The organism is Sporosarcina sp. E16_8 (genome assembly GCF_017347095.1).
Taxonomy (GTDB): domain Bacteria; phylum Bacillota; class Bacilli; order Bacillales_A; family Planococcaceae; genus Sporosarcina.
The window spans coordinates 26396-49242 of the sequence record NZ_JADPRZ010000006.1 but is presented as its reverse complement, the minus strand read 5'-3'; the positions used below and the strand labels follow the sequence as shown (position 1 = coordinate 49242).

General features: G+C 41.7%; 16 protein-coding genes, 1 other RNA gene and 1 other annotated feature. Of the genes, 16 read left to right on the top strand and 1 reads right to left on the bottom strand.

All coding sequences use genetic code 11. The annotated features are described in order from the left end of the window. Positions 1–67: 67 nt before the first annotated feature. Positions 68–303: a binding site (T-box leader), on the top strand. A gap of 321 nt (positions 304–624) precedes the next feature. The 10 genes from hisS to I2484_RS06970 all read left to right on the top strand — a co-directional run bounded on the left by hisS (position 625) and on the right by I2484_RS06970 (position 11936). Further along, the gene (gene hisS, locus I2484_RS07015) at positions 625–1899 is read left to right on the top strand and encodes a histidine--tRNA ligase (RefSeq protein WP_207150331.1); all 1275 of its coding nucleotides are present in this window, start codon (positions 625–627) and stop codon (positions 1897–1899) included. 19 nt (positions 1900–1918) lie between these two features. Beyond that, positions 1919–3685: an aspartate--tRNA ligase gene (gene aspS, locus I2484_RS07010; protein ID WP_207150330.1), complete on the top strand. Its 1767-nt coding sequence runs from the start codon at positions 1919–1921 to the stop codon at positions 3683–3685. Between the two features lie 82 nt (positions 3686–3767). Further along, a non-coding RNA gene (gene ssrS, locus I2484_RS07005) (6S RNA) lies at positions 3768–3948 on the top strand. Positions 3949–4042: 94 nt separating this feature from the next. Beyond that, on the top strand, positions 4043–4819 hold the full coding sequence (locus tag I2484_RS07000) for a tRNA threonylcarbamoyladenosine dehydratase (RefSeq protein WP_207150329.1): 777 nt from the start codon (positions 4043–4045) through the stop codon (positions 4817–4819). A 222-nt stretch (positions 4820–5041) separates the two neighbouring features. Then, positions 5042–5863, top strand: a complete 822-nt coding sequence (locus tag I2484_RS06995; RefSeq protein ID WP_207150328.1) for a DUF6612 family protein — start codon at positions 5042–5044, stop codon at positions 5861–5863. A gap of 216 nt (positions 5864–6079) precedes the next feature. Beyond that, positions 6080–6817, top strand: a complete 738-nt coding sequence (locus I2484_RS06990) for a DUF4184 family protein (RefSeq protein ID WP_207150327.1) — start codon at positions 6080–6082, stop codon at positions 6815–6817. 1411 nt (positions 6818–8228) lie between these two features. Beyond that, positions 8229–8375: a hypothetical protein gene (locus tag I2484_RS06985; RefSeq protein ID WP_207150326.1), complete on the top strand. Its 147-nt coding sequence runs from the start codon at positions 8229–8231 to the stop codon at positions 8373–8375. A gap of 217 nt (positions 8376–8592) precedes the next feature. After that, on the top strand, positions 8593–8895 hold the full coding sequence (locus I2484_RS06980) for a hypothetical protein (RefSeq protein WP_207150325.1): 303 nt from the start codon (positions 8593–8595) through the stop codon (positions 8893–8895). A gap of 100 nt (positions 8896–8995) precedes the next feature. Continuing rightward, positions 8996–9184 (top strand): hypothetical protein, encoded by a 189-nt coding sequence (locus I2484_RS06975; RefSeq protein WP_207150324.1) that lies wholly within the window; start codon positions 8996–8998, stop codon positions 9182–9184. A gap of 598 nt (positions 9185–9782) precedes the next feature. Further along, positions 9783–11936, top strand: coding sequence for a peptidoglycan D,D-transpeptidase FtsI family protein (locus I2484_RS06970; protein ID WP_207150323.1), 2154 nt, complete (start codon positions 9783–9785; stop codon positions 11934–11936). Positions 11937–12308: 372 nt separating this feature from the next. Here the strand turns inward: I2484_RS06970 and I2484_RS06965 are convergent, their stop codons facing one another. Then, the gene (locus I2484_RS06965; RefSeq protein WP_207150322.1) at positions 12309–13595 is read right to left on the bottom strand and encodes a replication-associated recombination protein A; all 1287 of its coding nucleotides are present in this window, start codon (positions 13593–13595) and stop codon (positions 12309–12311) included. A 131-nt stretch (positions 13596–13726) separates the two neighbouring features. On the opposite strand from I2484_RS06965, the gene cymR reads away from it, so the two are divergent. The 6 genes from cymR to alaS all read left to right on the top strand — a co-directional run bounded on the left by cymR (position 13727) and on the right by alaS (position 22778). Continuing rightward, complete coding sequence (gene cymR, locus I2484_RS06960; protein ID WP_207150321.1) at positions 13727–14146, top strand: cysteine metabolism transcriptional regulator CymR; 420 nt, start codon at positions 13727–13729, stop codon at positions 14144–14146. Between the two features lie 12 nt (positions 14147–14158). Then, a complete protein-coding gene (locus tag I2484_RS06955) occupies positions 14159–15301 on the top strand; it encodes a cysteine desulfurase family protein (RefSeq protein WP_207150320.1) in 1143 nt (380 codons plus the stop codon). A 23-nt stretch (positions 15302–15324) separates the two neighbouring features. Next, positions 15325–16446, top strand: a complete 1122-nt coding sequence (gene mnmA, locus I2484_RS06950; RefSeq protein ID WP_207150319.1) for a tRNA 2-thiouridine(34) synthase MnmA — start codon at positions 15325–15327, stop codon at positions 16444–16446. Between the two features lie 13 nt (positions 16447–16459). Continuing rightward, positions 16460–17125 carry a tetratricopeptide repeat protein gene (locus tag I2484_RS06945; protein WP_207150318.1) on the top strand — a complete coding sequence of 222 codons (666 nt, stop codon included), beginning with the start codon at positions 16460–16462 and terminating at the stop codon, positions 17123–17125. Positions 17126–17140: 15 nt separating this feature from the next. Next, a complete protein-coding gene (recD2, locus tag I2484_RS06940) occupies positions 17141–19591 on the top strand; it encodes an SF1B family DNA helicase RecD2 (protein ID WP_255551175.1) in 2451 nt (816 codons plus the stop codon). A gap of 553 nt (positions 19592–20144) precedes the next feature. Continuing rightward, on the top strand, positions 20145–22778 hold the full coding sequence (gene alaS / locus I2484_RS06935; protein WP_207150317.1) for an alanine--tRNA ligase: 2634 nt from the start codon (positions 20145–20147) through the stop codon (positions 22776–22778). The last annotated feature ends 69 nt before the right edge of the window (positions 22779–22847 follow it).

The window sequence follows — 22847 nt, the reverse complement described above, 5'->3', positions numbered from 1 at the left end:
ACTAGGATGCAGAATCATTAAGATGATGATTAATTAACAATATAAATCACACGATAGTTTTGTTATATTTATGCCGATGACATGGAAAGTAATTGTGTAATTGACTGACAAGAGAGGGACGGACGTGGCTGAAATCCATCCTACAGCGGTTTACAATGAATAACACCATCGAGGCTCTGTGCTGAACGATTTTTATTCAGTAAGTACAGACGGAACCGGCCGTTATCCGGTTTTAGAGTGGGCGCAAACTTTTGCGTCAATTTGGGTGGAACCGCGGAAGCTATAAAGGCTCTCGTCCCTTGCATAGGCAAGGGATGGGGGTCTTTTTTTGTGTTCCGACTAAGCGTGTCTAGGCTTCGGGCGCCAAAAGCCGCAGGACGCGGCGCACTTAGGCTGGGTTCCTTGATAGTCAGTCCAGCTAGGAAGGATTGAACTGTATCCTTCCCCAGTAAAGTTCGCCGCATCGCCGGCCCGTCTAATGCCTGTCGCGTCTGGACGGCGCACTACGCTTGGGCCAACAGGAAGTAGGTTATGCAGTGGAGAGGGATTGAACTTTATCCCTCTTAATTGCCACAGGACGTGGCGTACTTAGACTGCAATCCTTATTTAGGAAGGGGAATTTACATGAATTTTAAAGTGCCAAGAGGAACGCAGGACATTTTGCCAGCTGAAACATGGAAATGGCAGCAAGCAGAAAAAATCATTAATGAAGTATGCGATATTTACCGTTATAAAGAAATTCGTACACCGATTTTTGAACAAACGGAATTATTTTCACGTCTTGTAGGTGAGACAACCGATGTCGTTCAAAAAGAGATGTATACCTTTATGGATAAAGGCGATCGTTCAATGACGCTGCGACCAGAAGGAACTGCAGCTGTTGTCCGCTCATTCGTGGAGAATAAAATGTTCGGTTACCCAGATCAGCCTGTAAAGCTTTTCTACACGGGTCCAATGTTCCGTTATGAGCGTCAGCAAGCAGGACGTTATCGTCAATTCGTTCAATTTGGAGCAGAAGCAATCGGCAGTGCTGATCCTGCGATTGACGCAGAAGTGATTGCCTTGGCACTGGACGTTTATAAGCGTGTGGGATTGACAAAGTTAAAACTTGTTATTAACTCGCTTGGTGATACGGAGTGCAGAATAGCACACCGTGCAGCGCTCATTGCACACTTCAATCCGCATATCGGGGAATTCTGTTCTGATTGTCAATCTCGATTGGAAAAAAATCCATTACGGATATTAGATTGTAAAGTCGATAACGGCAATCCGCTCATCGCTTCAGCACCATCTTTAGCTGACTATTTAAACGAAACGTCTGCCCTATACTTTGCAGATGTAAAAGGTTATCTCGATGATGCAGGAATTGCTTATGAAGTCGATGCGAATCTTGTCCGCGGACTTGACTATTATAACCACACGGCATTTGAAATTATGAGCACATCGGAAGGGTTTGGGGCGATTACGACTTTGTGTGGCGGTGGAAGATACAACGGTCTCGCTGAGGAAATCGGGGGACCTGCTGCACCGGGTATCGGTTTCGCGATGAGTATTGAGCGTTTACTTCTGGCAATGGCTGCTGAAGGGAAGTCGTTTGAAGCTGAGCCAGTACTTGACGTTTATATCGTCACGCTTGGGGAAACAGCACGTCGTCCAGGTTTTAAATTGCTTGGTGCACTTCGAGAAGCTGGCATTCGGTCAGATATGGATTACATGGACCGAAAAATGAAAGCGCAAATGAAATCGGCTGATAGACTGAATGCACGGACAGTCGTACTAATTGGTGAGGATGAAGTAGCGGAAGGCGTTGCTTTATTGAAAAATATGGCTGACGGTGTGCAAGTAAAAGTACCTGTTAATGAATTGGTTCAAAAACTTAAAGATACATTGATTGGCTAAAGAGAGGCGGATGAAGGCAATGAAACGCACACATTATAGTGGTGAATTGACAGAAGAGGTAATCGGACAACTGGTTACATTACAAGGATGGGTTCAAAAAAGAAGGGATCTTGGGGGATTAATTTTCGTAGACGTACGGGACCGTTCAGGGATCGTTCAGGCAGTATTTAACCCGAGTTTTTCAAGCGAAGCAATCGTAACGGCAGACAAACTGCGCAATGAGTTCGTAATTGAGCTTACAGGTTTAGTTGTTGAGCGTGCAGAAGGTCAGAAAAACCCTCTTTTGAAAACAGGTTCGATTGAAATTCAAGTTACTGAATTGAACATTGTGAATGAAGCGAAAAACCCGCCGTTCATGATTGAAGATGAGACAGACGTGAATGAAGAAATTAGATTGAAATATAGATATCTTGATTTACGTCGTCCAAAACTTGCGAATACGTTCAAGATGCGTTCAGATATAACTAAAACTGTTCGTAACTTCCTTGACGATGAAGGGTTTTTCGAAGTAGAAACGCCGATACTAACGAAATCTACACCTGAAGGCGCGCGTGATTATCTTGTACCGAGCCGTGTTCACGAAGGCGAATTTTACGCGCTGCCACAATCACCACAACTATTCAAACAGATGCTGATGGTAGCTGGATTCGACCGTTATTATCAAATTGCACGTTGTTTCCGCGATGAAGACCTTCGTGCTGATCGCCAGCCCGAGTTCACTCAAATCGATATGGAAATGAGTTTCATGTCAATTGAAGATATTATTGAGTTAAATGAACGAATGATGCAAAAGGTAATGAAAGATGTAAAAGGAATTGATGTTCAAATTCCATTTAAACGTCTGCCTTATGACGAAGCAATGGGCCGCTATGGTTCAGATAAACCGGATACGCGATTCGCTTTGGAACTGACAGATGTTTCTGACGTCGTTAAAGATTCTTCATTCAAAGTATTTACGACAGCAATTGAGTCAGGTGGGCAAGTTAAGCTCATCAATGTAAAAGGAGTAGCGGATAGCTATTCTCGCAAGGACATCGACGCACTTGGCGAGTTTGCAGCTGTCTACGGTGCAAAAGGCCTCGCGTGGTTGAAAGTCGACGCTGAAGGTCTGAAAGGACCTATTGCGAAGTTCTTCGAAGGGGAAGAGGGCGAAGGGCTGAAAACTGCAGCAGACGCTGAAGTAGGAGATCTATTGTTGTTTGTAGCGGACAAAAATAAAGTTGTCGCAGATACATTAGGAGCACTACGTACTAAGCTCGGAAAAGATCACAACTTAATTGACGAATCGAAATTCAACTTCCTTTGGGTAACTGAATGGCCTCTGTTTGAATATAACGAAGAAGCCCGTCGCTACCAGGCAGCACACCATCCATTTACAATGCCAGCAGATGTGGAAGAACTAGTAACAAGCCCTGAGACAGTTAAAGCACAAGCCTATGACCTTGTTTTAAATGGTTATGAACTTGGCGGTGGATCACTTCGAATTTACAAACGTGATGTTCAGGAAAAAATGTTTGAGGCTCTTGGATTCAGTAAGGAGCAGGCGAATGAACAATTCGGATTCCTTCTTGAAGCATTTGACTATGGGACACCTCCGCATGGCGGAATTGCATTCGGTCTCGACCGTATAGTAATGTTGTTATCAGGTTCGACGAACTTGCGCGACACAATCGCATTTCCGAAAACAGCGAGTGCGAGTTGCTTGTTAACGTCAGCGCCTGATAGCGTTGACGATACTCAACTAGCTGAACTTGGAATCCGTGTGATGCCAAAAAGTAAACGGTAATCAGTTAAGTAGGAAAAGTGTGAAAATGATTTCCGCAAAATCGTTGAACTGACCAAAGATATATGCTATTATACAAGTAATACGAATCCTGAAGTGTTCGTTATTTGCCAATCAGTTTTGACCGAACATTTTTTCGTCGGGAGTCCGTATTTCGAGCCGGATGACATGCCTTTAGTCGGGACCTCAGATGAATCGGATAGGACACCCACCTGCTGAGAGCGGGTTCAAAGCGATACTACAAAGACGGCACATTTGGGATTCGTTACTTACATGATCATACACCCCTCTGACTAACGTGCGGAGGGGTTTTTTATTGGGGAAAATTATAGTTTTATAAAATGAAGGGCGGAGTTTTTCTTGTTACATCAATTTTCACGAAATGAATTAGCCATAGGTACAGAAGGTGTAAATCGCATGCGTGACATGACAGTCGCGATACTTGGTGTTGGAGGAGTCGGTTCATTTGCTGCGGAAGCATGTGCGCGAAGCGGAATTGGCCGTATTATCCTTGTCGATAAGGATAACATTGACATCACGAATATTAATAGACAGCTCATTGCTAATTTGTCGACAGTCGGCCGTTCTAAAGCAGAAGTGATGAAAGAGCGCATTGCTGATATTAATAAAGAGTGTGAAGTCATTTCACTCCATATGTTTTATACGGAAGAGACTGCTGAAGAGTTTTTCAGCTACAAACCTGATTATGTCATAGATGCATCTGATACAATCATCTTTAAAATTCATTTAATTAAAGAATGTGTCGCACGTAGCGTGAAAATTATATCGAGTATGGGTGCTGCTAATAAGATGGATCCGACCCGTTTTCAAATTGCGGATATTTCAAAGACACATACAGATCCGGTTGCGAAAGTAATCCGGCGCAGACTAAAAAAAGAAGGTATTTATAAAGGAGTGCCAGTGGTCTTTTCTGATGAAAGCCCGATTGTTGTCAGGCCGGAAGTTGTTTCCACAGTTGGAAAACCTGATGCCTTCATCCGCAAAGCAAAAATGCCACCTGCATCGAACGCATTCGTTCCATCCGTTGCCGGCCTCGTTTGTGCAAGCTGGGTAATGAATGATATCGTTGCGGATATACCTATGCGGAGAGTGAAAGATAAAGTTATTATGGAATAGACCGCGGGCCAACAGGATGTAGGTCACGTAGTAGGGAGAGATTGAACTTCATACCTCCTTGTTGCGACACAAAGTCACTAACTTAGACCACCTTCCTTTACCCGTCTTATTCCTGCCGCCTCTGAACAGGCGCATTTGTTCTTGTCACCAAAATATAGGTAGGGGTATAATAGAGTGCTGCTTATGAAAATGAACTTTGATTGCTAGAAAGGGTGTTTGTGTGTGAATAAAGTGTTTAAGGTATTTGTTTTTGGATTAGTTGCACTCTTATTAACAGCATGCGGAAATGTGGAGGCGAAACAGGGGATAACGGCACAAGATGTTTTCGAAAAAGCGAAAGAATCATCTACTAAATTGAAAAATGTGCGCACACATATCTCTTATGATGATTTTTGGAAAACTACAGCACCTGAAGAAAGATATAGCGTGAAATATGAAATGACTTCAGATGCAATGTTACAACCAGAAATAGTTAAACAGAGCGTGAAAGTACGACCGCAACCGCTAAATGGGGAACCATGGGATGCAGAAGTATATAAAGTAGATGATCGTGTTATCATCAAAGACACCCAAACAAAAGCGTGGGAAGAGTTGCAGTCCGGTTCGATTGCCGAATTGTTCGGTTCGATGATTGAAACTGTGCAGCCAACACTGGACTTGGCATTTTTCAACGATTTTAAAAATGATTTTGTGCTAGAACCGATCGACTATGGCTTTAACTTAAGGTTGTCATTATCGAGAGAACAATATAAAGAGTTTAAAAAAACACTGTACCTGTCGAATAACGGCAGCGATACGGATGTAGATGTAGTGGACAGTGAGTTTCCTCTTATTAATAAATTTGACATTGTGATTGGAATCGATAGCAAAACATTCTATGTAACTGATTTCAAAATGACCCTCGATACAACAACGTACTCAATGGTACAAGTTGATGGTAATTCTCATCGAGTTAAACAAACTATCAATGCGGTTTATAGCCACTATGATAATGTGGCTGACGTAAAGGTCCCGGCAGAACTACTGGAAGCCGTAGCTAACTAAAAATTACTAAGCAATGACCCTCCCAAAAGTTTAACTTTTAGGGAGGGTTTTGCATACCTTTGATCGGGCTGTCATATTTTATTGAAGATATAGGGCGTAGCGAAATTTATGTAAAATAGCCGCTCTCATGCTAATTGTATTCAATAACCATCAACATAACTACGTTAGAACTTTTCACTGGAATAAAATTGAACAAATCAACTAGGAGCGTACATCATGCCACTTACTTTTGCTCACCCAGCAGCCATACTTCCGTTCTCAAGAAAAAGTAACTATATTAACTTTTCTGCACTCGTATTCGGTAGTATGGCTCCCGATTTTGAATACTTTTTGAGAGGTCGACCAATGGGCGAGATTGGACATACCTTTACTGGGTTCGTTTTGTTTAATTTACCCTTGGTGACATTCATTTATTTTGTTTACCATATATTTGTGCATCAAATTCTATTCAATCATTTACCAGAATATCTACAAGATACGTATATAAAAAAAGTAGATTCAACTTTGACAGTAAAGGTTATTGTATTTTGTTATTCTGCGCTATTCGGTATGTTAACTCATGTTATATGGGATTCTTTCACTCATATAAATGGGTATATGGTATTAAAATTCCCTGCTTTATTTACTCACAGCTATAGTATGTATGGCTTTACTATACCTTTGTATAAATTTTTACAACATGGGAGTACATTAATTGGGATTACTATGATTTTAGTTTACATGTATTATAGGGCCTTATCTCAAAGGAAATATAACCATACTCCTATTTCTTCTAAGCGTAAACTTGTTTTTTGGTCTTCTATATCGCTTTTAACAGGACTATTTGTTTTCCTGTGGAATCTGATTGACCCTGTTTCGATTATCAGTTACGGGATATTGGTCGTTAGAATTATAGATTCTTTTTTCCTCAGTGTATTCCTAATTTCTTTGTTGATTAAATATGTTCGACCGTGATTATATTTACTGGATTTTAGGAACAAGATGCTAAGAATTAATTGTGCAGAGTTCTATTCATTTAATCAATGAAACTTCTCAATCACAATAACGTATCGATGGTAGAAAGATTCCTTAAATCAAGTAACAGGGAAGGCGTGTAATGCAGAATCACAGTACATAAGATAAGTGCTTTTCTGATTTTTTTTTGAAAGCCGTGAAAATAATGGTCAGAGAGGCGTTCCTGAAATAATCATATGAAATGAAGACTTCAGCGATTTAACTAAATTAGAGCAATTGGCATTGTTTAATTAACATTACTTTCAATAAAATGAAGAGTCATTGCGGCACCCTATTATCTTAATATAATAGAAAGTGAATGAATAAAAAAGTCGAATTCCTATGTATTAGGGAATTCGGCTTTTTTGTTGCAAATTATACAACGCGCAAAATTTATGAAATGTAGACGTATATTCAGATCAATTGAACGGAATCATTTTTTAGTAAGATTCTTCTTTTCGAGATAATCCCGAAGATAGTAAATAACCCCAAAAAATAATACTACTAAAAATGAATAAGGTGAATATTTTCTTGGCAGATAGGTGATTAAAGCTATTCCAAAAATCAAAAAAGGCGGCATAAGAATCCAGTACTTTTTGTTTTTAAACATTGAGTCATCTTTTTTCTATTACAGTATAGCGCAAAGGGCATCGAATTATCAGTCACGGAGTAATTAATATCAAATTAATGTTACGTTAAACTGAAGTGAAATGAATGTTCATTTTTAATTAATGAAACTATTCAGTCATGATAAACGTACTAGTACTAGAAGGATTGGAATTAAATGGTGAGGGAAGAATAGCTTTAAAACGCAATGTCAAATGTAACAGCAGATTCCAAACGAGACTTAAAGAATGTTTAAACAGTGGATGGAGAAAAAGGGCAAATCGTTAAGTCCGACACTTTTCTAAATCACGGAGCATTAAAGTGAGTATGGATTGTGCAAAGTTTTAATCTCCCGATCAGGGATGCATCATCAATCATCTGAAAATGTAATTAGAAGTGTTGCGGTGCCTTATTATATTAGTGTGCTAAAGGGCGGAAATATCGAACAAGAAAGGGGAATTGATAGGATTGATTTGCTCTAATGGATACAACAGGCGCTGTGGAATTCGTGGCAGCAGTTCTTCTCGTCGTTACTATCGTTTTAAATGGAATAACTCTAATTGTATATCGTGACAGAACAGAAAAGTCGATTTCAAATACCAGTTCACAAGATAGAAAAATTAATTAATAATGCAAAAAGGATTAAATCACCCCTTACTTATTATGTAGTGGAGATTGTGAAAGGGTGTACTTAAAGTAACGGGTGCGTTTATACACCAAGTGAATACGCCTTTCTGCAGGCGAGGCAGGTTAAGGAGGGATAGAAATGGCAAGGTATATTGACGATTTAGCTGGTGCTATCTATGATGTCTTGAAGTTTATTTTCAAGTGTATTTGTTATCTTATTGCTGGGATGTTAATTGTAGGAGTTCCACTGTATCTAATTGCTTTAGTATTTAATATGTTGCACTAACGGGGACGCTCTATTACTAAAAGGCAGAAGGAGTTAAAAACATTGAAAAAAGTTATTGTATTAGCCTTGTTAGCTATTTCAATATTATCGGCTTACAATTCATCGACGTTGAGTTTTAGTTAATGATGAACTGATACTTTTTGATAATGTGACAGAACTATAAGGAACGCTTTTTGACGAACAGGGCAGATTACTTAAGTTAGGAGGGGTGAAAATAGTGTTTATCATTATTTTGGTATTTTCTTTACTCGCTTCTACGCTAAGTTCTATTTGGTTATTAAAAATGAAAAACAAAAAATGGCAAGCGAGGTTAGTTGCATTTGGTGTAAATTCACTTGTTTTGTCAATAGCAACAATCCTACTTTACAAGTTGGACGTTAATACATTTCATAAACAGACAGAAGGATTTTTAGGTAGTTTAGGTATAGTAGTACTGGTATTTTTTATTCCAATAATTACAATCATTAATTTCTATATACTCGAATTCGTTAGAAACAGAAGTATGAGTTTTTCTAATTAATATCTACTTCTTCAACTAGATGGTCAGATTACTTTAATTGGTAAAACAAACGTAATTTTTAGCAGAACGCAACGTATATATTGAAAAGGGAGGGAATGTAATGCATTGGGTGATGTGGGTTTTCTGGGGTTTCGTTGTAACTTTGCTTGTAGCCAGCTATCTTGTTGATTTATTAACTGGGCGAAAATATGATTTTAATGAACAGGAAAAGTCATTGAATCAGAACGCAGCGGGAGCCGATACTCTACGGGAAATAGCACGACAGGACCAACAAAATGGACCGTTTTAAATTAAAGTAACCTCTTTTGTACTTCAACTTCCATGAAGATAAAAAACTACTAGCGCATAACGAATAAAGACTGAGCCTTGAGAAGGATCATGTTAAATGGATAGATAAATCAGAAAACAGCTCCATCCATCAAAGAATAGAGGCAAGGCTGGTGCAGTAACCAGAGTAGGACTAATCTGCCGTGAGTGATACCGATATTGGATGCGACAGTTTGTGATGCACCGCAGTTGTTGGAGTCGGACTAACGAATGGGCTCTATGGCACCATAGTTGATCAACCTTCCTCTCTCAGTCGTAGTATCCACTATAAGAATGAAGTTTTTAGGTAAAGTATAGAGGGGTATTTTACGTGCGGAATAAACGTGTTATTTTCAATAGTCTCCTTTTTAACTGTTCTAAACAAGAAACCATTCGAGCTATTGGTGAGGGGGGTATTGGAAAGCACATGTGGTAAATTTGTGACCGATTCGGAACTCTATAAGGGTAGCCGATTCTTATTTAGTAATAGAGTTAAATACTTCCGCGAAAGTCAATACACGTAATAGTTCTAATATTAACGATACAATTCAAAATAAGTAACTGAGAAAGGGAGGGGTGTTATGAAAAAACAGATACGCAAGGCGGATCAGGCTAAAATAAGCCAACGAAAACAAGTCGTATTCCGAATGAACTTCCTATTCTTTTCAATCTTTGTTCTTTTTTCATTGCTCATTTTTCGCCTTGGTTATTTACAAATCTTTAAAGGTGAAGAGTATTCCCTTGCGTTGGAAAAAACAGAAGAAATTCCAGTCAACTCAAGCGTGCCAAGGGGAAAAATATTTGACCGCATGGGGCGTGTTCTGGTTGATAACGATCCGAAAAACGCCATTACATATACGAAAATGACGTCGACGACTTCAGCAGATATGCTAAAAGTCGCTGAGCATCTTGCGATCTTGATTGAACAAGAGACAAAAAGGATCACTACTGGGGATAAGAGGGACTTTTGGATTTTAAAGAATTCAAAAGCAGCATCGGAAAAAGTTTCTCAAAAGGAACAAGAGCGACTTGAAAAGGATAGTGAGCTTTCGCGGACGGAATTGCAGCTTAAGATTAATAGTCTTACTCGAGAACGAATTACGAAAGAGGAAATTAATTCTTTCACGGAAGCGGAGCTAGAAGTACTTGCGATTTATAGGGAAATGATGTCGGGCTATGCGTACTCCCCACAAATAGTGAAAAGTGGAAATGTGACGGATGAGGAATTCGCAACTGTATCTGAACGCCTAGGAGAGTTGCCAGGCGTTGATACAACGACAGATTGGGAACGTGTGAGGAGATCAGACAATGCGATTCTAGGGACAACCACTAGCCCCATTGAAGGTATTCCTAAATCTCGTGAGAATTATTTCTTGGCGCGGGACTATTCAAGAAATGACCGTGTTGGAAAAAGTTATATTGAGCAATATTATGAAGAATTATTAAAAGGGCAAAAAACAATTGTTAAGAATATTAAAGATCGGAGCGGGCGTATCGTAGAAACGAAAACGATCCGACAAGGCGAACCTGGCAAGGATCTTATTCTGACGATTGATAGTGAACTGAATCAGATACTTGAAAATATTGTATCGGATAAACTGTTGGAATTGAAAAGAGGGCCAAATACCGGAGAATTGGACAGGGCTTTCCTAGTTATGATGAATCCGAATAACGGTGAAGTACTTTCACTTGTTGGCAAGCAAGTTGTTACTAATTCGGAAACAGGCAAGTTCGAAATATGGGACTACGCATTTGGTGCGTTCACTGCACTTCACGAGGCGGGATCAACAGTTAAGATGGCAACACTTCTTACGGGGTATCAGGAAAGTGTAGTACGTATCGGCGAAACGAAGATAGATGAACCAATTAGAGTCGGTGGTATTACAAAAAGATCCCTGTTTAATCAAAACTCTAGGGTTGCTGTAACTGATATTGAAGCAATCGGTAGGTCTTCGAATGTATATATGTTTCGTATTGCATTAGCTATGGCGAATTCTAACAAAGGCTCAGAAGACTCCGCACGTGTTAGAAAAATTGCATTCGATACGTTCCGACAATCTTTTGCGTCTTTCGGACTTGGAACAAAAACCGGAATTGACTTACCGGGAGAGTCAGGCGGTCTGATTGGCGATAGTAATTCAATAGGTATTTTATTGGATTTATCCATCGGACAGTTCGATACTTATACAACACTTCAACTGGCTCAATACGTCTCAACAATTGCAAATGGTGGTTATCGTATAGCACCGAAAGTATTAAAAGAAATTCGCGAACCATCTGAGGACGGTAAAATTCTGGGACCTCTAATCCAAGAAACAGAGGTCAATATCTTAAACAAAATTCAGAGTACTGATGCGGAAATTGATCAAGTGAAGCGTGGTATGCATTACGTGTATTATGAACCTAAAGGAACGGCCTCGAATCTTTTTGCTGGAAAAGACTATGATGGAGCAGGGAAGACGGGAACCGCACAAGCATTTAGCTCAGGGAAATCAACAATCAATTTATCACACGTTGGTTTTGCACCTTACGAAAATCCGGAAATTGCTTATGCAATCCTTATCCCAAACATTACTACAAAGCCGGGAGATCACACGAGTGGCGCACAAAATAAGGTTATCCAGCAAGCTGTTGACGAATATTTTAAACTGAAAGTAAAAAGGGCTAAGGAAGAAATTTCTACAGCAGCCGAGCAACCAATCATTCAGGCTCCTAAAAAAGAACCTGGAAAATAAAAGTAGGGAAACCAGAAGAATGGTTTCCCTACTTTTTCAATAGATAAGAACCCTACAACTACATCGAACATACTATGTTGACCGAAAACGTATACCCTGCATAAGAAACTGGTTGTGACATCACGAACCTTTCATTCTGAAAGGTGTCGTAATCTGGGAGATATTCACATCGCATTGGAGATGCAGACACTTAGAGGGTAATTTATACTTGAAAACCCTGCTATCTATTAAGCACTACTTATTTAGAGTTAACTAGGTGGTATACTCACCCGCTTAACGAACAAATCTAGCAACAAAGCGGTGTTGGAAGAACAATGTATTTGTTAAGTGCCAACTATATAGGTGAATTCATTTAGGATGGGTTTTACACTGTCACTTCTTTTTTCGAAATTCTTTCAACCTATCATAAATTGCGGCCATCTTTTTTTCTTCGCCTGCCATAACTGGCTTGTAAAACTCCGTGTTTTTTAATTTATCGGGTAAATATTGCTGGTTAGTCCACCCTCCGAACGAACCGAGCGGTGTGTCATGCGGGTATTTGTAGCCGACGTGACCTAGCTTTGCTGCACCGGCATAATGTGCGTCCCGTAAATGTAATGGAATATCTCCTACTTTGCCCTCGTTAATAGCTTTTACAGCCGCGTCGAATGCTTTATAAGCTGAATTCGATTTAGAGGCCAGGCACATTTCGATAACAGCGCTTGCGAGAGGGATACGTGCTTCCGGCATACCAAGCTTCACCGCAGCTTCTGTCGCCGCCAGTACATGCGGTCCAACCTCAGGTGAAGCTAATCCGATATCTTCATAAGCCATCACAAGCAAGCGCCTATTTACAGCTATTAAATCGCCAGTCTCGAGAAGATTTGCGAGATAATAGATAGCGGCATTGACGTCACTGCCGCGGACCGACTTTTGAAGTGCGGACAATAAATTATAAAAATGAGAGCCTTTTTTATCCCCGAATAAACCGATGCGTCCAAGCAAGTTTTCAAGTAGCCAGTCTTCAATGACCATTTTGCCATCGACTTCATCACTGGCAGAAACAGCAGATTCAAGAACAGTTAACGCTTTGCGAGCATCACCGTTGACGCCTTCTGCAATCAAGGTAAGCTGAACAGCTGTTATGTCTATCACCATTTTCCCAAGCCCGCGTTCTTCATCCGACATAGCATTTTGGAGTACTTCCATTAGATCTTCAGGTTCTAATCTGGATAATTGTCGGATTTCACCGCATCTGGAACGTATGGCGGGATTGACGTCGTGGTAAGGATTTTCCGTTGTCGCTCCTATCAAGACGATTGCGCCGCTTTCGACGTGTGGCAGTAATGTATCTTGCTGTAATTTATTGAAACGATGAATTTCATCTAAGAATAGTAGAACTTTCCCTGTAATTCGCGATTCTGCAACTACGTCTTCGACATCTTTCTTCCCCGAAACTGTCGCATTCATGGCGATGAAAGGCAGATTGCAAGTACCGGCAATTGCGTGGGCAAGTGACGTTTTACCGATTCCCGGTTCGCCGTACAACAACATTGAAGGTACATGACCATTTTTTATCATTCGGTACAGCGCCGTCTTTTCACCAATAATATCCTTTTGTCCAGCAATCTCATCTATAGTTCTTGGGCGCATTCGAAACGCCAATGGTTCATTATGCAAATTATTCACTCCTGACCTAGTACATCCGTTCCTCTAGTATACACGTTAGACAAACGCAAATCATATTAAGGAAGCTTGCAGGTCAGTTATGCTATAATATTTTGAAGCAATCGTAAAAGGACGGGATAGATATGAAGATTTCTACAAAAGGCAGATATGGATTAACAATTGTTGTTGAGCTTGGCTCTAAATTCGGAGAAGGTCCAGTACCGCTAAGGAAAATTGCGGAAGAACAGAAATTGTCTGAAGCATATCTTGAGCAACTAATTCCACCGCTCCGTAACAGTGGAATTGTGAAAAGTGTTCGCGGCGCTTATGGCGGATATATGCTTGCTAAGCCGCCGACAGAAATTACTGCGGGTGATGTTATCCGGATTCTTGAAGGACCCATCCAAGTTGTAGAAGGGCTAGAGGGATCCGATATTCCGCAACAAGAACTTTGGAAACGAATAGGTGAAGCGGTTCGCAGTGTCCTCGATACAACAACGATTGAAGATTTGATGAAATCGGGTGAAAAAGATGAACGCAATAGTTATATGTTTTACATTTAAAGGAGTCTTATTATGACTAAAATCTATCTTGACCACGCGGCGACGACACCGGTTCATCCGGCAGTAAGCGCTACTTATATAGAAACACTTAAATCTACTTTCGGTAACCCTTCCAGCATCCATAGTTTTGGAAGAGAAGCGCGAAAATGTCTTGATGATGCACGAAAAACGCTGGCGCAGTCGATTCATGCAGAACCATCGGAAATCATTTTTACATCGGGCGGCACTGAAGCCGACAATACCGCGATTTTTGGTACTGTTATGGCGATGAAAGCCAAAGGTAACCATATTATCACGACGAATAGTGAGCATCACGCTGTTTTAAATCCATGTAAACAACTAGAACTGCTAGGTTTCGAAGTAACCTACTTGGAAGTCGATGACAATGGACAAATAACTGCGGAACTAGTGGAAAAAGCACTGACAGATAAAACGGTTCTCGTCTCGATTATGTATGGCAATAACGAAGTGGGTGCAATTCAGCCGATCCGTGAAATTGGGGCTATTCTGAAAGAACACCAAGCCGTTTTCCATACGGACGCAGTTCAAGCTTATGGAATCGTTCCACTTCATGTGGATGAACTCGGCGTTGATCTGTTATCCGTTTCAGCTCATAAATTGAACGGTCCAAAAGGAATAGGTTTTCTTTATCAGCGTAAAGGACTTGATACAACACCAGTTCTTTTCGGTGGCGAACAGGAACGCAAACGACGCGCGGGAACGGAAAATATTCCAGCGATTGTTGCTTTTTCTGAAGCGGTATCGATTGCGCAACATGCGATGAAACAAAACACTGTGAATTATTCTAACTACGCGACCATTATGACTGACGTGTTTAATCAACAAGATGTCATTTATGAAATGAACGTGAAAAGTGCGGAAAAACTGCCGCATATACTGAATATCAGTTTCCCGGGGACAGATATTGAGTCGCTCCTCGTGAATCTCGATATGGCGGGTATTGCTGTGTCCAGCGGGTCTGCATGTACTGCAGGTTCACTTGACCCGTCACATGTCTTGACTGCCATGTTTGGTGAAGGGTCTTCTAAGTTACGCAATTCGGTCCGATTTAGTTTTGGCCTCGGTCTTACTGAGGAAACGATTAAGGAAGCAGCCGAACTAACAGCTGAAATCGTCAAACGGTCTGTGAAATGAAAATATAAAGGATGGAAAATAGAATGAAAACAAGTAAATCACCAGCAGAAACTCGCGTCGTTGTCGGCATGTCGGGCGGCGTAGATTCGTCCGTTGCAGCACTACTGCTAAAAGAGCAAGGCTATGAAGTTATCGGTATTTTTATGAAAAACTGGGATGACACGGACGAATTCGGTGTCTGTACGGCAACTGAAGATTATGAAGATGTTATCAGTGTTTGTAATGATATCGGAATACCGTATTACGCGGTCAATTTCGAAAAACAATATTGGGATAAAGTATTTACGTATTTCCTTGAAGAATATAAAGCGGGGCGTACACCGAATCCCGATGTCATGTGTAATAAAGAAATCAAGTTCAAAGCTTTTCTAGAGCATGCAATGAGTCTCGGTGCAGATTATTTAGCGACGGGTCATTATGCACAGGTCGTAGAAGTAGATGGCGGCGTATCAATGTTACGCGGGAAAGATGCGAATAAAGACCAAACTTATTTCTTGAATCAATTATCACAAGCTCAGCTAGAAAAAGTGATGTTCCCGATCGGCAATATGGAAAAAAGTGCAGTTCGTGAAAAAGCGGTTGAAGCAGGGCTCTCGACAGCAGCGAAAAAGGATTCCACGGGTATTTGTTTCATCGGAGAACGGAATTTCAAGGAATTTCTTGGTCAATATCTTCCTGCTCAACCAGGAGATATGACGACGATGGAAGGTGAAAATGTAGGTCGTCATGACGGGCTTATGTACTATACGATTGGTCAGCGTCACGGCCTTGGAATTGGCGGAGCAGGAGAACCTTGGTTTGTTATCGGCAAGGATTTGAAAAAAAACATTCTTCTCGTTGGTCAAAACTTCGATAACGATGCACTTTATTCTGACAGTTTGACAGCAATTGACGTCAGTTTTTCGACTGTACGTGAACTGCCGAAAACATTCAGTTGTACAGCGAAATTCCGCTACCGTCAACCAGATACAAACGTTACAGTTGAACTGACTGAAGACGGACATGCAATCGTCAGCTTTGCACAACCGGTGCGTGCAATCACACCTGGACAAGCCGTCGTTTTCTATGATGGAGACGAATGTCTTGGCGGGGGAACAATCGATACAGTTTTCAAAAACGGCAAACAACTTGATTATGTTGGATAAGGGGTAGTTAACTATGGAATACAATGAAATTGGAATCGCCGCATTACAGAATGGTGAGTATGAAAAAGCAGTCGAATCATTTATGCAAGGGGTCGAAAAGGACCCCGAAAATGCAGTCGGTTATATCAATCTAGGGAATGTTTTCGCTTCACTTGGAGATGCTGAAAGGGCAGAACCGTTTTTCCAAAAGGCGATTACGCTTGATGCTGAAGCTGGCACTGCGTTTTACGGTCTTGCCAATCTTTATTACAATAAAGATCGTTTTGAAGAAGCAGCTAAATTATACGAAAAGGCAGTTCACAAAGGTGTCGAAGAGGCGGACGCTTATTTCATGCTCGGGAAAAGTCTTGAACGTTCAAGTAATGAAAAATTAGCGCTGCCTTATTTACAGCGAGCGACGGAACTAGCGCCGGATGATCTTGAAATCCGGTTATCTTACGGGATTGTTCTCGCTAATTTAGAGTTATTTAAAGAAGCCGGGAATGAATTCAAGTTCATCATCGAACAGGACGACGCAAGTGCCGATGCCCATTATAACCTCGGTTTTTTATATGCAGTGTCGACAGAACAGAAACAAGATGCGCTTGATCATCTCGAAAAAGCATTCACAATCGATCCAGAGCATATTCAGGCACGCTATATATATGACATGATCAAGCTAGGCGAAGAAGGAAAATAAGAAGGGGTGGCGGTGATGGAAGGGAACAACATGGCGGGAAATACGGATGAAATCTTTTTGATTGGACGGCCAGTGGTGACAATCTTCCATAACCCCGACAGCCTTTTTACAATCGCGAAATTAAAAGTTCGTGAAACCAATAGTGGGAATGAAGATAAAGAAATCATCGTTAAAGGCAGTTTTCCGCGGCTAAATCCGGAAGATGACTACAAATTTACAGGTAAGCTCGTTAATCACCCGACATACGGTGCGCAGTTCGATGTGCATACCTTTGCGAAAGAGATGCCTGCAACAGAAACAGGGCTAGTCCATTATTTGTCAGGCGATTTGTTTCCAGGCATCGGGATGAAGACAGCTCAAACAATTGTTAAAAAGCTAGGCAAGGATGCGATTAAAAAGATCCTGGACGATCCATCTGTCCTTGGCATGGTACCGAAGTTATCCGATGAGAGGAAAGAGACGATTGTTTCTGTCCTCGAACAAAATATGGGGCTTGAGCGAACAATCATCCAATTGAATGAATGGGGATTTGGACCGCAAATCGCAATGCGCATTTATCAGAAGTATCGTGAAGAGTCTGTTTCATTGCTGACTGAAAATCCATATCGGCTTATTGAAGAAATCGAAGGGGTAGGTTTCCAGCGTGCGGACGAACTCGGTAAGAATCTAGGCATTACAGGAAACCACCCCTCAAGAATCAAAGCAGCCATTCTTCATTCGATGAACCAGGCGGTGCAATCAGCGGGTCATGTATACGTCGAAGCGGAAGCCGTTTTGCCTGATATCAAACGCCTGCTTGAAATGAGCCAGCGCATTGATATTCCATTTGCTGATATTTCCCAGGCAATTATTGTGCTTGTCGAGGAAGGGAAACTATCTGCTGAAGAACGAAGATTATACATACCGTCCCTTTACTTTTCAGAAATTGGCATCGCTGCGAAGCTTGAGCGCATTATGGAAAATGACACAGCGGATAAATTTCCTGTATCGGAAATTAGAACAGCTGTTGGGGAAGTTGAAGAGCGGCTGGGTGTTAATTATGCAGAAACACAAGTGGCAGCTATTGAAACAGCACTTCATTCGCCATTAATGATTTTAACGGGCGGTCCTGGAACCGGAAAAACGACAGTTATTCGTGGTTTTGTCGAAGTCTATGCAGAACTTCACGGATTGTCGCTCGACCCGAAAGAGTATGCCAAAAAGAAAGAACCATTCCCGATAGTATTAGCAGCGCCGACTGGTCGTGCAGCAAAGCGTATGTCGGAATCGACTGGATTACCTGCAATGACAATTCACCGGTTGCTCGGATTCAACGGACAAGAAAAGGATGAAGAGACTGAGCGGGAAGTTGAAGGGCGTCTCATTATTATCGATGAAATGTCGATGGTCGATACATGGCTTGCCCACCAGCTATTAAAGGCGCTTGCCAATGATGTCCAATTGTTATTTGTCGGGGACCAAGACCAGCTACCGCCTGTCGGACCCGGTCAAGTGCTTCGAGATATGCTAGATTCCGGCAAAGTTCCTATCATTGAGCTGACTGAAGTATTCCGACAAAGTGAAGGCTCGTCAATTATTGAGATGGCTCATATGATTAAAAGGTCAGAATGGACAGACGACATTACAAAGAAAACATCGGATCGCTCATTTATCAAAGCGGGCAGCGATCGAATCCTCGAAGTTGTCGAGCAAGTCGTGAAAAACGCCATTGCCAAAGGTCACCCCATTAAAGACATCCAAGTTCTTGCGCCGATGTATAGGGGGCCTGCGGGGATAGATGGTTTGAACAAAATGATTCAGGAAATGGTCAATCCGCCTGGACCCAAACGTAAAGAAGTGGTTTTTGGCGAAGCGATTTACCGAATTGGTGATAAAGTGCTTCAACTTGTCAATCAACCCGAGAGTAATGTTTTCAACGGTGATATGGGTGAAGTCATTGCGATTATCAAAGCGAAAGAAACAATCGATAAAAAAGAACTGCTCGTTGTTTCGTACGATGGCATTGAAGTCACCTATGAACGCAATGATCTTAACCAGCTGACACTTGCTTATTGCTGTTCGATACATAAATCCCAAGGCAGTGAGTTCCCGATTGTTATTATGCCGATCGTCCGTAGTCATCGTAAAATGCTGCGACGTAATTTGCTGTATACAGGCATCACGCGTGCGAAAAACTTCCTTATCCTCTGCGGCGAGCCCGAAGAGTTCAGGGCAGGAATAGCGCGGACCGATGAAATGGAGAGACAGACGACATTAAAAGAGCGGCTGAATGGCGAAGTCGTAGAACCGGTAGCTGCTGGTGTTTTAGAGTCTGAACATGTTGAGGTTTCTAATGAGGCGAATATTAGTTCAACTGATTCGGAACCAATCATTTTTGCACTTACAATGGATACTTTCCTGGCAATCGATCCTCTGATTGGTATGAAAGGGGTAACGCCTTATGAATTTCACGAAGCTTCCAATTGACAATAAGGCGGAACTTTTCTATAATCCAATTAGAAACTGATACGAGACAAACCAATTATATGAAATACGTTGACGGAGAAAGTAGGCAAGTTTACTCGTCCAGAAAAGAGCCCCTTGGCTGAAAGGGTTCTCGAGCGAAAATGTTGAAAAGCTACTCCTGAGTGCAGCTCATCCCTGCCGTCCGCCGCGTTAAGGCAACCAGAGATGCCGGATTCAATTCGTCCGGTAATTAGGGTGGTACCGCGAGACTAACATCTTCGTCCCTTGCATTAGGGGCGGGGATTTTTTTGTGCCCGCAGGGAGGGATTGAACTGCATCCCTCCTTATTGCCGCAGGACGCGGCGCACTTAGGCTGCGTTCCTTTAGCAATATGCACTTACATCTTGGCGTCGCGCCCGGAAATCCGGTGTTGCAATTACGTTTCCATAGTTGCAATTAAAAATCAAAAGTTGCAATTAGAACCACGAAGTTGCAATTAGAATCCGAAAGTTGCAACCAGAGGCTCTCCACACTTCACAATCACATGTTTTCAATTAAAAAGGAGGATTCATTCATGAAAAAACTAACGACGTCACAAATTCGTACCATGTTTTTGGACTACTTCAAGGAAAATGGTCACAGTGTTGAACCATCTGCACCACTTGTCCCAATCGATGATGCATCACTTCTTTGGATTAACAGCGGCGTTGCAACGCTGAAAAAATACTTCGATGGACGCGTAGTTCCGACAAATCCGCGTATAGTCAATGCACAAAAATCAATCCGTACAAATGATATTGAAAACGTTGGGAAAACAGCACGTCACCATACATTTTTCGAAATGCTTGGTAACTTCTCAATTGGGGATTATTTCAAAGAAGAAGCAATCATCCGTGCATGGGAATTTCTAACAAATGAAAAATGGATAGGTTTTGATCCTGAACTACTATCCATCACAATCCACCCAGAAGACGAAGAGGCATATGCAATCTGGCGCGATAAGGTTGGTATTCCAGAAGACCGTATTATCCGTCTTGAAGGAAACTTCTGGGACATCGGGGAAGGTCCTAGTGGTCCAAACTCAGAGATTTTCTACGATCGCGGACCGGCATACGGTGCCGACTTCTCTGATCCTGAATTATATCCAGGCGGAGAAAATGACCGTTACCTAGAAATTTGGAATCTTGTATTCTCGGAATTTAACCATAATCCGGATAATACATACACACCACTGCCGAAAAAGAACATAGACACAGGGATGGGTCTTGAGCGAATGGCATCCGTTATCCAAGACGTTCCGACAAACTTCGATACGGATCTCTTCATGCCTATCATGCAGACTATCGAAAACTTTACTGAAGACAAATATGGCGCAGAAGAACAAAAAGATATCGCATTCAAAGTAATTGCAGACCATATCCGTACAGTTGCATTTGCAATCGGTGACGGAGCACTTCCATCCAATGAGGGCCGCGGTTATGTGCTAAGAAGATTGCTACGCAGAGCCGTTCGTTTTGCAAAACAGCTTGGCGTCAACAAGCCGTTTATGTTTGAACTTGTGCCAGTTGTAGGAGAAATCATGCAAGATTTCTATCCTGAAGTGACTGACAAGAAAGAGTTCATCATGAAAGTTATCAAAAATGAAGAAGAACGCTTCCATGAAACTTTAACGGATGGAATGACAATTCTTTCAGGTGTGATCGACACTGCAAAATCATCTGGAACTTCAATTGTTCCTGGAGCTATCGCGTTCCGCCTTTATGACACGTATGGCTTCCCGTTTGAGTTGACAGAAGAATTCGCTGAAGAAGCAGGGGTTACGGTTGATCGGGCTGGGTTCGATTCAGAAATGGACAGCCAGCGTAAGCGTGCGCGTGCAGCTCGTCAAGACGTCGATTCTATGCATGTTCAGTCGGGTGTGCTTGGTGAACTTCATGATTCAAGCGAATTCATTGGCTACAATCAACTGCAATGTGATGCAACAGTTGTCACACTTTTACTAGAAGGTGCATTAGTTGATACTGCATCGGAAGGTGATGAAATTCAATTCATCTTGGATCGCACTCCGTTCTACGCGGAAAGCGGCGGACAAGTAGCGGACAAAGGAATAATTAGCGGCTCAACATTTGTTGCGGATATCAAAGATGTACAAAAAGCTCCAAATGGTCAAAACTTGCATACGGCAATCATTCGATCGGGTGAAATGCATAAAGGTGCAGCCGTTCAAGCTGAAGTAAACCAAGCAGCTAGAAAACTAACGGTTCGAAATCACACGGCGACACATCTTCTTCACAAAGCATTGAAAGAAGTACTCGGGGAACATGTTAACCAGGCAGGTTCATACGTCGGTCCTGACCGTCTGCGTTTCGACTTCTCGCATTTTGGTCAAGTGACGAAAGAGGAACTAGAGAAAATTGAGCAGATTGTCAATCAAAAAATCTGGGAAGACATCGCTGTCGATATTGCAGAAAGACCGATTGACGAAGCGAAAAAACTTGGTGCAATGGCGCTCTTCGGTGAAAAGTATGGCAAAGTGGTTCGGGTTGTTTCAGTTGGAGATTACTCATTGGAACTTTGCGGAGGCTGTCACGTCACATCAACGTCTGTTATCGGTTTGTTCAAACTGGTATCTGAGAGTGGAATCGGCGCAGGCACACGGCGCATAGAGGCTCTTACTGGGCAGATGGCCTACCGTTCATTCAAAGATGAAGAGGAAGTACTTGTAAACGCTGCAAGCCTGTTAAAATCGAAACCAAAAGACGTTGTGACGAAGATTGGATCAGTATTAGCGGACATGAAAGAACTTCAACGTGAAAATGAATCACTATCTGCTAAACTAGGAAATAGTCAATTGGCGGACATAATGGCATCTGCACAGCAAATCGATGACGTTACCGTTATCTCTGCACGTGTTGATGTTAAAGATAACAATGGACTACGTCAGATGATGGACGAAATGAAACAGAAGTTATCAAAGGGAGTCATTGTCCTAGGTGCGGCGGCAGACGGCAAAGTTATGCTAGTATCAGGTGTGACAGATGATTTGAAATCAGGGAACTATCACGCAGGTAAAATCGTCAATCATGTAGCTACACAGTGCGATGGAAAAGGCGGAGGCCGCCCGGATATGGCAATGGCAGGTGCGAAAGATGTGTCTAAACTTGATGATGCCCTGCAATCCGTGTATGATTATGTCAAATCTGTTTAACTGGTGAATCAAATCGGGTATAATTAGAATTGTAATTATATCCGATTCATAAAACGGATGATCAGAAAG